At 49.4% G+C, this 14,421-nt stretch carries 13 protein-coding genes; 6 read left to right on the forward strand and 7 right to left on the reverse strand.

Translation table 11 applies throughout. From position 1 onward, the window contains the following. Positions 1 to 86 precede the first annotated feature (86 nt). On the reverse strand, positions 87 to 854 hold the full coding sequence (locus QM657_RS19030) for an SDR family oxidoreductase (RefSeq protein WP_415068282.1): 768 nt from the start codon (positions 852 to 854) through the stop codon (positions 87 to 89). Positions 855 to 1,201: 347 nt separating this feature from the next. Between QM657_RS19030 and QM657_RS19035 the strand changes: the two genes are divergently transcribed. From QM657_RS19035 to QM657_RS19060, 6 genes are all read left to right on the forward strand, one after another. Further along, positions 1,202 to 2,812, forward strand: coding sequence for a CTP synthase (locus QM657_RS19035; protein ID WP_415068283.1), 1,611 nt, complete (start codon positions 1,202 to 1,204; stop codon positions 2,810 to 2,812). A gap of 87 nt (positions 2,813 to 2,899) precedes the next feature. Beyond that, positions 2,900 to 4,069, forward strand: coding sequence for an ABC transporter substrate-binding protein (locus QM657_RS19040; protein WP_415068284.1), 1,170 nt, complete (start codon positions 2,900 to 2,902; stop codon positions 4,067 to 4,069). 204 nt (positions 4,070 to 4,273) lie between these two features. Then, positions 4,274 to 5,155 carry a branched-chain amino acid ABC transporter permease gene (locus QM657_RS19045; RefSeq protein WP_415068285.1) on the forward strand — a complete coding sequence of 294 codons (882 nt, stop codon included), beginning with the start codon at positions 4,274 to 4,276 and terminating at the stop codon, positions 5,153 to 5,155. A 10-nt stretch (positions 5,156 to 5,165) separates the two neighbouring features. After that, positions 5,166 to 6,269, forward strand: coding sequence for a branched-chain amino acid ABC transporter permease (locus tag QM657_RS19050; protein ID WP_415068286.1), 1,104 nt, complete (start codon positions 5,166 to 5,168; stop codon positions 6,267 to 6,269). Beyond that, positions 6,269 to 7,135 (forward strand): ABC transporter ATP-binding protein, encoded by an 867-nt coding sequence (locus tag QM657_RS19055; RefSeq protein WP_415068287.1) that lies wholly within the window; start codon positions 6,269 to 6,271, stop codon positions 7,133 to 7,135. The genes QM657_RS19050 and QM657_RS19055 overlap by 1 nt, the downstream gene beginning before the upstream one ends. Next, entirely contained in the window at positions 7,122 to 7,835 is a 714-nt protein-coding gene (locus QM657_RS19060) for an ABC transporter ATP-binding protein (RefSeq protein ID WP_415068288.1), read from the forward strand. Before QM657_RS19055 ends, QM657_RS19060 begins: the two co-directional genes overlap by 14 nt. A gap of 113 nt (positions 7,836 to 7,948) precedes the next feature. Here the strand turns inward: QM657_RS19060 and QM657_RS19065 are convergent, their stop codons facing one another. The 6 genes from QM657_RS19065 to infB form a co-directional block, all read right to left on the reverse strand. Then, positions 7,949 to 8,992 carry an NlpC/P60 family protein gene (locus QM657_RS19065; RefSeq protein WP_415068289.1) on the reverse strand — a complete coding sequence of 348 codons (1,044 nt, stop codon included), beginning with the start codon at positions 8,990 to 8,992 and terminating at the stop codon, positions 7,949 to 7,951. 32 nt (positions 8,993 to 9,024) lie between these two features. Continuing rightward, positions 9,025 to 9,978 (reverse strand): bifunctional riboflavin kinase/FAD synthetase, encoded by a 954-nt coding sequence (locus QM657_RS19070; protein ID WP_415068290.1) that lies wholly within the window; start codon positions 9,976 to 9,978, stop codon positions 9,025 to 9,027. Continuing rightward, on the reverse strand, positions 9,975 to 10,883 hold the full coding sequence (gene truB / locus QM657_RS19075; protein WP_415068291.1) for a tRNA pseudouridine(55) synthase TruB: 909 nt from the start codon (positions 10,881 to 10,883) through the stop codon (positions 9,975 to 9,977). The genes QM657_RS19070 and truB overlap by 4 nt, the downstream gene beginning before the upstream one ends. 12 nt (positions 10,884 to 10,895) lie before the next feature. Further along, positions 10,896 to 11,846 (reverse strand): DHH family phosphoesterase, encoded by a 951-nt coding sequence (locus tag QM657_RS19080; protein WP_415068292.1) that lies wholly within the window; start codon positions 11,844 to 11,846, stop codon positions 10,896 to 10,898. A gap of 12 nt (positions 11,847 to 11,858) precedes the next feature. After that, positions 11,859 to 12,221 carry a 30S ribosome-binding factor RbfA gene (gene rbfA / locus QM657_RS19085; RefSeq protein WP_415068293.1) on the reverse strand — a complete coding sequence of 121 codons (363 nt, stop codon included), beginning with the start codon at positions 12,219 to 12,221 and terminating at the stop codon, positions 11,859 to 11,861. A 92-nt stretch (positions 12,222 to 12,313) separates the two neighbouring features. Further along, the coding region (gene infB / locus QM657_RS19090; RefSeq protein ID WP_415068294.1) for a translation initiation factor IF-2 at positions 12,314 to 14,421 on the reverse strand (2,108 nt) is incomplete at its 5' end.

Below are 14,421 nucleotides of genomic sequence, written 5' to 3' on the forward strand. Positions count from 1 at the left end.
AAACACCAGACAGGATTTTTAAAGCGAAAAATGATTATCCTGGGCTGGAAAACCCAGGATAATCATCGTTTATTTCACATTTTTTATTAAACAGTCGTCCAGCCTCCATCGACTTGAAGCAGCTGGCCTGTCGTATAGGAAGAAGCGTCGGAAGCGAAGTAAATCAACGCTCCGTCTAACTCTCCGTCCCGGCCCGGCCTTTTCATGGGGCATGTGTTTTCAATCACATGGCTGATGGCTCCGCTTTCTAAGAGATCGTCTGTCATCTCGCTGGGGAAGTAAGCCGGTCCGATGGCATTTACCGTAATGTTGTATTTTGCCCATTCATTGGCAAGAGCCTTTGTCATCATGAGCAGGGCACCCTTTGTGGTGGCGTAAGCGGATAAGGGAAGACCCGGCATGGCAACTGTGGAATGAATGGAACCGATGTTGATGATCTTTCCGTACTCCTGCTCCTTCATGATCCGCCCTGCTTCTCTTGCAAAATAAAATACGCCGTTGACGTTGGTATCCATCATGGTGGTCCAAAGCTCATCGGAAGTATTTTCTGCAGCATCGGCCCAGCCTAATCCGGCATTATTTACCAGGATATCGATTCTGCCGAAGTGTTCCTTCACATCGTCCACGGTCTTTTTGATTTCTTCTGATTTCATGACGTCACATTTATGAACATAGCATTCTGCGCCAAGGGCTTCCACTTCTTTTTTCACATCCTCCAGCTTTTCCACGCGCCTTGCCACAATGGCGACCTTTGCGCCTTCTTTTGCCAAAGCCAGTGCAAACTGCCTTCCCAGTCCTGAGGAAGCACCTGTCACGATTGCAACTTTTCCGGTTAAATCAAATAATGTACTCATGTTCTGTTCTCCTTTGATGTTTGTTTTTGTAGTGATTGTTATAATTATAACGATCTCATCTTTCCATGTAAACAGTAAACTTTTACTGATTTAAATATTTTTCCTTGTATATTATGACAACATTCGACCATACTATTTTAATTATTACCAGAAATTTTGTAATCGGACTTCCTATTTATAGTTATATTTTTAACGTTATTTTTCAGAAACTGTTTTTCCTCTTTTTTCACTTTATAATCTTAAGTTTTTTCTTAACCCTCTGGATTTTTTTGCAAAAAGGATATATAATTTCTTTTTTTAAAAAATATCCCTGCATTCACACCACTACAAAAGGAGGTCACACCACTATGGCAGTAAAATATGTATTTGTCACCGGAGGAGTTGTTTCCGGGCTTGGCAAAGGCATCACAGCAGCATCTCTCGGCCGCCTGCTAAAGGCCAGAGGCTACAAAGTCACCATGCAGAAATTCGACCCTTACATCAACATAGACCCCGGCACCATGAACCCGGTCCAGCATGGAGAGGTTTTCGTCACGGAAGACGGGGCGGAAACAGATCTTGACCTTGGACATTATGAACGCTTCATCGACGAAAATCTGACTCAGAATTCCAATGTCACCACCGGTAAGGTCTACTGGACCGTACTGACCAGGGAACGGCGGGGAGACTTCGGGGGAGGCACCGTACAGGTTATCCCTCATATTACCGACGAAATCAAAAGCCGTTTTCACAGGAGCACTGACTCCTCTGAAACAGAAATCGCCATCATCGAAGTTGGCGGCACTGTAGGCGACATCGAAAGCCAGCCCTTCTTAGAGGCGATCCGGCAATTCCAACACGAAGCGGGCCACGAGAATGTCATTCTCATCCATGTGACCCTAGTTCCATATCTAAAAGTTTCAGGCGAACTGAAAACCAAACCCACCCAGGCCAGCGTAAAGGATTTACAGGGCATGGGAATCCAGCCAGACATCATCGTATGCCGTTCCGAGCAGCCCCTTGATGACGGCATCCGAAGCAAAATCGCACAATTCTGTAATGTTCCAAAAACCCATGTACTTCAAAATCTCGATGTGGATGTATTATATGAACTCCCCCTCGCTATGGAGGAAGAGCATTTAGCCCAGGTGGCCTGTGAAAGCCTGCACCTTCCCTGTCCGGAGCCGGACCTTTCTGAGTGGTCTGCCATGATCGAAAACTGGAAACATCCGGAAAAAGAAGTGACTGTTGCCCTTGTGGGGAAATATATCCAGCTTCATGACGCATATATTTCTGTAGTGGAAGCCTTAAAGCACAGTGCCGCCTACAACCGGGTCATGGTCAATATCAAATGGGTGGACTCCGAGCTTGTGACCGATGAAAATGCGGGAGATTTCTTCGGGGATGTGCATGGAATCCTGGTTCCCGGAGGTTTTGGAAGCCGTGGAATCGAAGGGAAAATATCCGCAATCCGCTATGCAAGGGAAAACAAGGTTCCGTTTCTGGGGCTCTGTCTTGGCATGCAGATGGCAATTGTGGAATTCGCCCGCCACGCCGCAGGGCTTACGGGAGCCCATACGGCAGAGCTCGATCCGGATACCCCCTATCCTGTCATCCATTTAATGCCCGACCAGAACGGTGTGGAAAATCTTGGAGGCACCCTGCGCCTCGGCTCCTACCCCTGCGTTCTTGACAAATCCTCAACCGCTTATGAGGTATACGGGGAAGAACTGATCCACGAGCGCCACAGGCACCGCTATGAGGTGAACAACGATTACAGGGAGGCTCTTACAAAGGCCGGAATGAAGCTTTCAGGCATTTCCCCTGATGGAAGAATCGTGGAAATGGCAGAGCTTCCCTCCCATCCCTGGTTTGTAGCCACCCAGGCTCACCCGGAGTTTAAATCAAGGCCCAACCGTCCTCACCCATTATTTCGTGATTTTATACGATCTTCCAAAAATTTTTCTTGCACTTTTTGAATCTTCTGATATAATATAAGGCAACGTGTACCCTTATGAAAGACAATTGTTTTTACAGGGAATACACAAAAAGGAGGATATGAAAATATGAAGTTGAAAAAATTACTTGCACTCACTCTCGTTTCATGCATGAGCGTCAGCCTTTTAGCAGGCTGCGGCGGCGGCTCTTCCTCAGGCGGTGCCAAGGTGGTTAAAATCGGCGTATTCGAGCCTACCACCGGAGAAAACGGCGGCGGCGGTTTCCAGGAAGTTTTAGGCGTCCGTTATGCAAACAAAATGTACCCCACCGTTAAAGTCGGCGGAGAAGAGTACAAAGTAGAATTAGTGGAAGTGGACAACAAATCCGATAAGACTGAGGCTGTCAACGCAGCTCAGAAGCTCGTGAGCGAAAAAGTTTCCGCTGTAATAGGAAGCTACGGCTCAGGCGTTTCCATTGCAGCAGGCCAGATTTTTGCAGATGCCAAGATTCCTGCAATCGGAGCTTCCTGTACCAATCCTCAGGTAACCCAGGGAAATGATTTCTATTTCCGCGTTTGCTACATTGACCCATTCCAGGGCACTGTTATGGCAAACTACGCAACCAACGAAGGTGCAAAGAAAGCAGCCGTTATCACCCAGCTTGGAGATGACTACTCCTCAGGCCTCGGTTCCTTCTTTAAATCCTCTTTTCAGAGTTTAGGCGGCACCATCGTAAGCGAGGAACAGTTCCAGACCAACCAGACGGACTTCAAGGCCATCTTAACCAACATCAAGGCTCAGGAACCGGACGTAATCTTCGCTCCTTCTTCCATCACCACTGCTCCTCTTATTATCAAGCAGGCGCGTGAGCTTGGAATTACAGCTACCATCGCTGCAGGCGATACATGGGAAAACTCCACCATCATCGAAAATGCGGGCGCTTCCGCAGAGGGCGTTGTGCTCTCCACCTTCTTTGATGAAGCAGAACCGGCCAATGACGAAGCAGCTTCCTTTATCTCCGGCTTTAAAACCTATTTAAAGGAAAACAAACAGGAAGAGATCATTCCTGCAGTATCCGCTCTTGGTTATGACGCTTACCTCTGTGCATTAAAGGCCATTGAAACAGCAGGCTCCACAGACGGCGCTAAGATCCAGGAAGCTTTAAAGGGCGTATCCATTGACGGCGTAACCGGAACCATCGCTTTTGATGAAGTCGGAGATGCAAAGAAGGATATGGCATTTATTAAGACCATTGAAAACGGACAGTTCAAGTTCCTGACTACTACTTCCGTAGAATAAGGGCATCATAAATGAGTGGGGACGAATTTCCTTCCCCACTCGTTCCATTTCAGCCAAGCTAACCGCCCCTTGGGGGTATTTTGGCCTACAGAAGCATTTATGTAATTTGTGCATGAAGACCTGGGGTCTGGCACAGATTACATAAATGTTTCTTCGCGGCTGAATTGCAATTTCACATTCCACAGATAGGAGGCATCTTGCCACATGAGTCTTACAACCTTTTTACAGCAGTGTCTGACCGGCATTTCCTTAGGCGGCGCCTACGCCCTGATTGCCATCGGTTATACTCTGGTTTACGGCATCCTGCGGCTCATCAACTTCGCCCACGGCGATATCTTTATGATGGCCGGTTATTTCATGATTTTTGCAATGGCAGTTTTTCCATGGTTTATCGCCGTACCCATCGCACTGTTAGTCACTGTTTTACTGGGTGTGTCCATTGAACGGGCCGCTTACCGCCCTCTGCGCTCTGCTCCCAGAATGTCTGTCATGATTTCTGCAATCGGCGTTTCTTACCTGTTACAGAACCTGGCTACCTATCTCTTTACAGCTCTTCCAAAGGGATATCCGGAAATTCCATTTTTAAAGAAAATCTACCAGCTTGGCGGCCTTTCCGCCTCCTTTGTCACCTTTTTGACTCCTGTCCTGACCCTTATCATCGTTTACGGGCTCATGATCCTGATCAACAAGACAAAGATCGGTATGGCAATGCGGGCCGTTTCCAAGGACTATGACACTGCTTCTCTCATGGGAATTAAGATCAACCGCGTCATCACCTTTACCTTTGCCGTAGGCTCCCTTCTGGCTGCCATCGGCTCAGTGCTCTACTTTACGGACCGTATGACCGTATTCCCCTTCTCCGGCTCTCTGCCAGGCTTAAAGTGCTTCGTGGCAGCCGTATTCGGCGGAATCGGCAGCATTCCCGGCGCTGTGCTGGGCGGCTTTATCCTGGGCCTTGGGGAAACCGCTCTGGTTGCCATGGGATATTCCACCTTCAGCGATGCGTTTACTTTTATTCTGCTAATCGTCATTCTTCTGATCAAGCCTACGGGACTGTTCGGTGAGAAGACAACTGATAAAGTGTGAGGTACTCCCTATGAAGAAAAAAGCAGTTTCCAAAAACAAATTATACAGTCTGATCGCCCTGCTGATCATCATTGGCATCCTGGGATTTTTACAGGTAAACAGTGCGGCTTACAGCTATCAGATTTCCATTTTGCAGCGAAGCGCCATTTACGCGGTGGTCGCTGTTTCCATGAACTTGCTGACCGGTTTTACAGGACTGTTCTCCCTGGGCCAGGCGGGCTTTATGGCAATCGGAGCTTATACCGTATCCATTCTTACGATTCCCGTTGAAAGCCGGGCCAGCGTTTACTATGTGGACGGTATTTCCCCGGTCATCGCAAACCTGCACTGTCCTTTCTGGCTGGCCCTCATCATTGCAGGACTCCTTTCTGCAGGAACCGCCGCCTTAATCGGAATTCCGGTGCTCCGCTTAAAGAGCGATTATCTGGCCATTGCCACTCTGGGCTTTTCAGAGATCATCCGGGCGGTCATTGCGGCTCCCCAGTTAAACAGAATTACCAACGGCTCCTACGGTGTCAAGAACATTCCGGGCTTCCCTAACTTATACGCGGCATTTGGCCTCTGCGCCCTCTGTATCTTTCTGATGGTGCTGATCGTCAATTCTTCCTACGGAAGAGCTTTTAAGGCCCTCCGTGAAGATGAAATCGCGGCTCAGGCCATGGGACTGAACTTATTCCGCTACAAGGAACTGGCCTTTGTCATCTCCTCTTTCTTCACCGGCGTTGGCGGAGGACTTCTGGCCATGTTCATGCGCTCCATCGACTCCAAGACCTTTTCCATCAACTTAACGTATGACATCCTGCTGATCGTGGTTCTGGGAGGAATCGGAAGCATTACGGGAAGCATTGTCGGCGCCTTCCTGGTTACGGCCGGAAGAGAGTGGCTCCGCTTCTTTGACAATCCACTCATCATCGGCGGATTTGAAGTTCCCTTATTCCGTTCAGGATTTCGTATGGTCATCTTCTCCGTGTTACTGATGGCAGTCGTGCTCTTCTACCGCAGGGGAATCATGGGCAGCAACGAATTTTCCTGGGATGGCTTAGGACGATTGCTGCGCCGGGTCACGACAGGACGAAAGAAAAAAAATAAAACACAGAAGGGAGAAAATGCATAATGTCATCAGCAGATAAAACGGCTGTAAACGTGCTCCACATGCAGGATGTAACCATGCAGTTCGGCGGAGTTGTGGCGGTAAACGGCTTGACCCTTGATGTGAACCAGGGCGAGATCGTGGCCCTCATCGGACCCAACGGAGCCGGAAAGACAACTGCCTTCAACTGTGTTACCGGTATTTATGAGCCCACCTTCGGGCAGGTGGATTTTATGGGAGATACCATTCTCTCCAACACTCCCCAGGGGAAAATGCAGAAAGCCTATTTAGGCGATGTCACACCGAGCCCCATTCCGGTGGTGAAAAACACTCCGGATGTCATTACAAAAAGAGGCATTGCCCGTACATTTCAAAATATCCGCCTTTTCGGTCAGTTGACCGTATTTGACAATGTGCTCATTGCAAAACACATGAGAGCAAGTCAGAATGTGTTCTCCGCTACTCTCCGCTTAAACTACAAAGAGGAAAAGCGGATGCGCCAGGAGGCCGCTGAGCTGCTGGAGGAGCAGGGACTGCTTCACTTAAAGGATGAGATCGCCTCTTCCCTTCCCTACGGTCTGCAAAGGCGTCTGGAGATCGCCAGAGCCCTGGCAACAGAGCCAAAGCTCCTGCTCCTCGACGAGCCGGCAGCAGGCATGAATCCCCAGGAGACCCAGGAGCTGACGGATTTCATCATGCAGATCCGCGATTCCTACAAGCTTACCGTATTCATGATCGAGCACCATATGGATCTGGTCATGCAGATTTCAGACCGCATCTACGTTCTGGATTTCGGCAAGCTGATCGCACAGGGCACACCGGCGGAAATTCAGAACAATGAACGCGTAATTGAAGCATATCTGGGGGTGAGCGACGATGCTGAAGATTGATAATTTGAGAGTGAATTACGGCGGTATCGAGGCTGTAAAGGGCATTTCCTTTGAAGTTCCGGATAAGAGCATCGTTACCTTGATCGGAGCCAACGGAGCCGGAAAGAGCACCACTCTCCGCTCCATCGTAGGTCTCGTAAAACCGGCTGCCGGAAGCAGTATTACCTTAGACGGCCAGGAACTGATCGGCATGGATACCACTGATATCGTGTCCAAGGGCATTGCCCTGGTTCCCGAAGGACGGCGGGTGTTCCCGGATATGAGCGTCATTGAAAACATCAAAATAGGCGCTTATTTGAGAAGTGACGACCTTCAGGCTGACATCGACTGGGTTTACGATTTATTCCCCAGGTTAAAAGAGAGAAGCTGGCAGCTTGCCGGAACCCTTTCCGGCGGCGAGCAGCAGATGCTGGCCGTTGCCAGAGCATTGATGAGCCAGCCAAAGATTCTGATGATGGATGAACCGTCTCTGGGTCTGGCTCCTCTGATCGTAAAAAACATTTTCTCCATCATCAAGGAGATCAATAAGAGAGGCGTGACCGTGCTTCTCATCGAGCAGAATGCAAATATGGCCCTTCACACCGCTGATATCGGCTATGTAATGGAAACGGGACGGATTACCTTAACAGGGTCCGGAAAGGAACTGCTGGCAGACGAATCTGTAAAAGCAGCTTATCTGGGAAAGACCTCCAAAGCGTAAAGCAATCCGCAGGATATTTCTTTCAAAAAAGTTTTTCTATACACAAAAAAACAGGCAGACATCCTTTGCATCGGATATCTGCCTGTTTTTTTATTCGTGTCTTTTCTTTCCTGTCAGGGAATGACCCTTCGCACGGTGACGGGCTTTCTGTAGTTCCAGGAGGATATTTTTATCCCGCTGCGCCTGTTGGCCGCGTGGACGATCTTTCCTTTTCCGATATACATAGCCACATGGTCGATTTCCCTGCCGCTGGCATAAAACAGCAAGTCTCCCGGCTCCATGACTGAGGCCGGAACAGAAGCACCCTCCGTGGCCTGCTGCCTGGAGGTGCGGTCGAGACGGATTCCCGCCCCATTCTTCATCACATACTGGATAAAACCGGAGCAGTCTGCTCCTGTATTGGGGTCTGTACCTCCCCAGCGGTAGGGCTTTCCTACAAAGCCCACGGCGTAGTTTACCACCCGGCTTCGAAGGTCGCTGCTTTTTTCCGCTTCCGGTATGGTGTAGGCAACGGTGGCATTTTCCGGCACATAGACATAGGCCTTTTTGCCTTTATAATCGATCTGCGCCCAGCCGTTTTTCTGGGAGATGAAGGGGTATGTTTCTCCCTGGGAAATCCCTCCCAGTACCTGGGAATTGGTATCCGGCCCGCTGCGGACCCTGAGAGCCGGGGTGTCCACCCGGACCATCAGTTTCATGTCGTAATAAGCGATGGCCTTGGCTTCTTTCCCTGTGGCAAGATATTTTCCGTACACATACCCTGTCACCTGCCCTGATTTTATCTGATACCAGCCGTTTTCCTCCGACAGCACATCGCCGCCGGCATGACTTTTTAATTTCCCTACGATTTCTGCATCACTCTTTGGTTCTTTTCTGATGTTTAAGGACTCTTCCACAACGGCGACTCCAAGGTTTTGAAACATGGAGCGAAATGTCCCGTACTTCACTTTTTCCTGCGTAAGACCGGCCGAGGCCTCAGTCGACTTCTCCTTCATGGATTTCTGATACCGGTCCATGGCGACCTCAATTCCCGCTACGGGTGAACCGGTCTTAAGGGAAGTCTCTGATCCGGCGGCGTGTACCTCTGCTGTGCCTATCCATGCGGCAAAACCCCATGCAATGGCAAACCCCAGTACCTTCCATGCCTTATCAGTCATATGCACTTTCCTTTTTCTTAGAAAATCTTAGTCTAAGCGCCGTTGATCTGAGAATCCGACAGAGTCTCTAAGTACTGCATCCCGTATTCCTTGTCCTTCCCGATCTGCGCCTTCAATTCCTCCAGCCCTTCAAACTTCCGCTCCGGGCGGATGAAATGCAAAAGCTGTACTTCTATAGTCTTTCCATAAATATCCTGATTTAAACCATAGATAAAGGTTTCAGCGCCGACAGGAGAATTTCCTTCTACCGTAGGCTTTCTTCCGATATTGGTGACACCGCCGTAATAAGTGCCGTCCACATATACCTTGGACACGTATACGCCGAAGGCAGGGAGGTGTTTTTCCGGGGCTGGAAGGATGTTGGCGGTGGGAAAGCCAAGAACGCTTCCCCCTATGTGGTTTCCGTGGACAACAATCCCGTGTATGGCATAAGGCTGTCCTAAAAGCTCGTTGGCCTTTTCTATATTTCCCTTGTCAAGCTGCTCCCGGATATAGGTGCTGCTGATGTCCCTCTCGTCGTCCTTTTCCTTGGGAATGACGATCAGCTCATAGCCGTACCGGTCCTTCCAGCGCAAAAGGCTGTCCGCATTTCCTGCTCCCCGGTAGCCAAAGGAACAGTCCGTTCCTACCACAATGACCCTGGCATTCATCTGCTCCACCAGGACGAACCTGACGAACTCCTCCGGAGCCATCCGGGCTGTTTCCCCTGTAAAGGGATACTCCACCAGATAGTCAATGCCCACCTTCTCCAGATTGTTCTTCCTCTCCAAGTTGGTGGTGATGACCTTCTGAGGGCCTCCTGACACCAGGGTGTTGGGAGACATGTCAAAGGTAAAAACCGCAGTTTTATAGCCCATTTCCGCCTTCACTTCTGCCATCCGCATTAACAGCTTCTGGTGGCCCCTATGGCGCCCGTCAAACTTCCCAATGGTCACCACCGAAGGCTCATAGATCTGAAAATCTCTGGTTCCGGTTATATATTTCATCGTTCTCTTCCTCCCAGAAACACCTTTTGAGGTTTAAAAAGCTTTGTCTCCCTGTCAGGACAGTAAACCCCTATAAACTGCCGCCCGCTGTCATAGACACGCACCAGCTCTTCCTCCAGGCTCACCTCATCCTGAAGCTGGTTTAAGTAAAATGGATTGCCGTTGTGAACCAGTTTGTCAAAATCCGGCTTCATAAAGACAGCAGGATGCCCGGAAAAAACATCATCTATCGGAAGGATGTGGTTTCCCAAAGTGCCTTCATCCCGAAGCTCCTCGATCTGCTTTAAGGTCAGGCTGTCCTCCAGGCAGAAGCCTGAAACCCTGGTCCTTAACAGGGACTGCATACACCCGCCGCAGCCCAGTTTCCTGCCGATGTCATAGCAAAGAGTCCTGATATACGTTCCCTTGGAACAGGTCACGGTCATGGTGACTCTGGGAAGGTCGATCTTGTCCACCCGGATTTCCAGAATCTCCACAGGCCTGGCCTTTCGCTCCACTTCTTTCCCTGCCCTGGCCAGCTCATAAAGCTTTTTCCCATCCACCTTTAGGGCAGAGTACATGGGGGGAATCTGATCGTAATGGCCTAAAAAGCTCAAGACCGCCTCTCTTACCTGATCCTCATTTACGTGTACCTCACTTTGAGACAGCACCGCCCCTGTGGTGTCCTGGGTATCCGTTTCCATGCCTAAAAGGAGAACCGCCTCATAGGTTTTCGTCCTGTCCGTCAGCATGTCACACAGCTTCGTGGCATTACCCAGACACACGGGAAGGACGCCTTCTGCCATGGGGTCTAAAGTTCCTGTATGGCCTATTTTTTTCTGCTTTAAAATACCTCTCATTTTCGCCACAACGTCATGAGAGGTAAATCCTTTTTCTTTATATACATTGACGATGCCATCCGCCATAATTCCTGTCTCCTATTTGAGCTGTTTTACAATCTGATCTGACAGATTGTTAACTACATCGTGAACGCTTCCCGTCATGGTGCATCCGGCTGCCTTTTTATGGCCGCCGCCGCCAAAGTAAACGGCAATTTTGCTCACATCAAGGTCTGTCGTGGAGCGAAGGCTCACCTTGTACTCCCTCCAGGAGGTTTCATACATGAATATGGCGCATTCCACCCCTTCCGTTACCCTGAGCTGGTCAATGACTCCATCCATATCCGCACTGTCAACGCCGTAAAATTCCATATCCCTTTTGCTTATGGCGCTGAAAATGCAGCGTCCGTCATGGAAAGTGATGCTCTCCAGCAATGCCCTTCCTAAAATCTGGTTCTGGACATATGTCTTTCTGAAAAAGCTGTCGTCAATGATTTTAGGGAAATCAATTCCCTTTGCCATCATTTTTCCGGCAACCTCCATGGTCTTTGGAGAGGTGGTGTCGTACTTAAATACCCCTGTATCGTGGATGATACCGGTAAAAATGCACTCTGCCACCGCCTTGCTGACCTTGTTCTCATCAAGGAGGCTGTAAAGCACTTCACAGGTAGAGCTGGCCTTATCGTGGACAATATTTTCCTTCGCATACCTGGAATTGGTGATGTGATGGTCCACGCAAAGGCTCTTGCCCGCTGTTTTAAGGAATTTTGCACCCTCTCCCAGCCGCTGTACATCACCGCTGTCCAGACAGATGCAAAGATCGTATTCCCTGTCCTCAGAAAAATCGGTGATGATGCGGTCAAAGTTCACGAGATAATCAAACTTCACCGGAGGCTCTTCCAAATGAACCACAGCCTCCACCTCCGGATGGTTTTCAGTCAGATAATTATAGGCGGCCAGACAGGAACCCACACAGTCCCCATCCGGACGGATGTGGCCGATAATGACCACGGTTTTTACATCTTCCAGAATTGTATCAAGGATACTCATAAGGGTACCTCCTCAATCTTTGATATCTTTAGTGACCTCATCAATCAGCCTGGACATGTTCACTCCATATTCGATGGACTGGTCCAGAATGAATTTGATTTCAGGCGTGTTGCGCAGATTGACTCTTCTGGCCAGTTCCCGGCGGATATAGCCTTCTGCACTCTTCAAGCCCTCAATCGCTGATTTTCCCGTTTCCTCATCTCCCAGAATGCTGATATATGCCTTGCAGAATTTGAGGTCAGGAGTTACCTGAGCAGCAACCACGGTGGTCATTGGCGGGATTCTTGGATCTTTGATCTCCAGGCGGATGATTTCACTTAACTCTTTCTGGATTTCCATGTTGATTCTTGTATTTTTTATGCTGTTTTTGCGCATGATGTTCCTTTCTTCTTTATTGTCCGTTTTTCAGGACATCATGGTATGCCCGCAGGGCGCTTCTTCTTTGTTACTGCCCTGGCGGCAGGTTCCTAGCGGGGAACCTCCACCATAGCATATGCTTCGATCATATCGTCTTCCTGAAGATCGTTAAACTTCTCAAACACAAGACCGCATTCATAGCCTGTTGCAACCTCTTTTACATCATCCTTAAATCTCTTTAAGGAAACAAGGGGACCGTCGTAAATCTTTTCCCCGCCGCGGGTGATGCGGACGCTGCAGCCTCTCTGGAATTTTCCATCCATGATGTAGGAACCTGCAATAGTACCTATGCCGGAAGCCTTGAAGGTCTGGCGCACAATGGCGTGGCCGATGATCTTTTCTTCAAAGATAGGATCAAGCATGCCCTTCATAGCTGCTTCCACGTCCTCGATTGCCTGGTAAATCACCTTGTAAAGCCTCATATCCACCTTTTCACGGTCTGCGATGGATTTAGCCGTCACATCAGGCCTTACGTTAAAGCCGATGATAATAGCATTGGAAGCAGAAGCCAGGGAAACGTCGGATTCGTTGATAGCGCCTACGCCTCCGTGGATCACCTTTACCATAACCTCTTCATTGGAAAGCCTTACAAGACTCTGTTTTACTGCTTCTACAGAACCCTGTACGTCTGCCTTGACAATCAGAGGAAGTTCTTTTACATTTCCTGCCTTGATCTGGCTGAATAAATCATCCAGAGACAGTTTTGCCTTTGTATCTTCCAGAAGCTTATTCTTGCCCTCGGAAATAAATGTCTCCGCAAAGCTTCTCGCTTCTTTCTCAGTATCAGTCTCAACCAGGACTTCTCCTGCGTTGGGAACGTCATTTAATCCTAAAATCTCAACCGGTGTGGATGGACCTGCCTCTTTGACTCTGCGGCCCTTGTCATCCATCATGGCGCGGACTTTTCCGTAACAGGAACCTGCTGCAACGGTATCGCCTACCTGAAGGGTTCCCTTCTGTACCAGAACAGTCGCAACCGGGCCCTTGCCCTTATCAAGCTCTGCCTCGATGATCAGACCTCTTGCACGGCGGTCCGGGTTAGCCTTTAATTCCTTCACCTCTGCGGTGATCAGGATCATTTCCAGAAGTTCTTTGATACCTTCCTTTGTATGAGCAGAAACCGGTACAAATACAGTGCTTCCGCCCCAATCCTCAGGAATCAGCTCGTGCTCAGACATTTCCTGCTTTACGCGGTCAATGTTGGCGCTTGGTTTATCCACCTTGTTGATGGCAACGATGATCTCAACGCCTGCTGCTCTGGCGTGGTTAATAGCTTCCACGGTCTGAGGCATAACGCCGTCATCAGCAGCTACCACAAGGATTGCGATATCGGTGGACTGAGCACCTCTCATACGCATGGCAGTAAAGGCCTCATGTCCGGGAGTATCCAGGAATGTGATCTTCTGCTCGTTGATCTCAACGGTATAAGCACCGATGTGCTGGGTGATTCCGCCTGCCTCTCTGGAGGTTACATTGGTCTGGCGGATGGCGTCCAGAAGAGAAGTTTTACCGTGGTCAACGTGACCCATAACGCAGACTACCGGCGGTCTGGTAACCATGTCTGTCTCACTCTCTTCATCCTCTTTTAACAGTTCTTCAATTACGTCCACCTTAATTTCTTTTTCACAGAGCACTTCGTATTCCATGGCAATTTCTTCTGCCTGCTCATAGTCGATTTCTGTGTTGAGGGTGACGATTTTTCCCTGTAAAAACAGCTTCTTTACGATAGCTGAGGGCTGAAGCTTCATCTTCTCAGCCAGTTCCTTTATGGTTAAAACATCGGGAATGATGATGGTCTTGACTTCCTCCACCTTAGGCTCTGAATGAACCGGAGGCTGGATCGTAGCTTTTACGCCCTTTCCGCCCTTTGCTGCAGTTCTTCCCTTTGTCTCATCATCTTTATCTCTCTTATCAAATCTGTCGTTCTTATATGCATTCTTGGTAGCCCTGTTGCTGCTGGGCTTTGTCTGGATCGGCGTACCGGTTGGCTTTGCCGCTCCATCTCTGGAGGTACGGCCGCCCGGACCTTGAGGTCTTCCGTCGCGGTTTCCCTGATAGCCGCCCTGGCCCTGCGGTCTTCCGTCACGGTTTCCCTGATAGCCTCCCTGGCCCTGAGGTCTTCCGTCGCGGTTTCCCTGATAGCCGCCCTGGCCCTGAG

Origin of the sequence: Lacrimispora sp., assembly GCF_047605665.1 — a bacterium.
In the GTDB taxonomy this organism is placed as follows: Bacteria; Bacillota; Clostridia; order Lachnospirales; family Lachnospiraceae; genus Lacrimispora.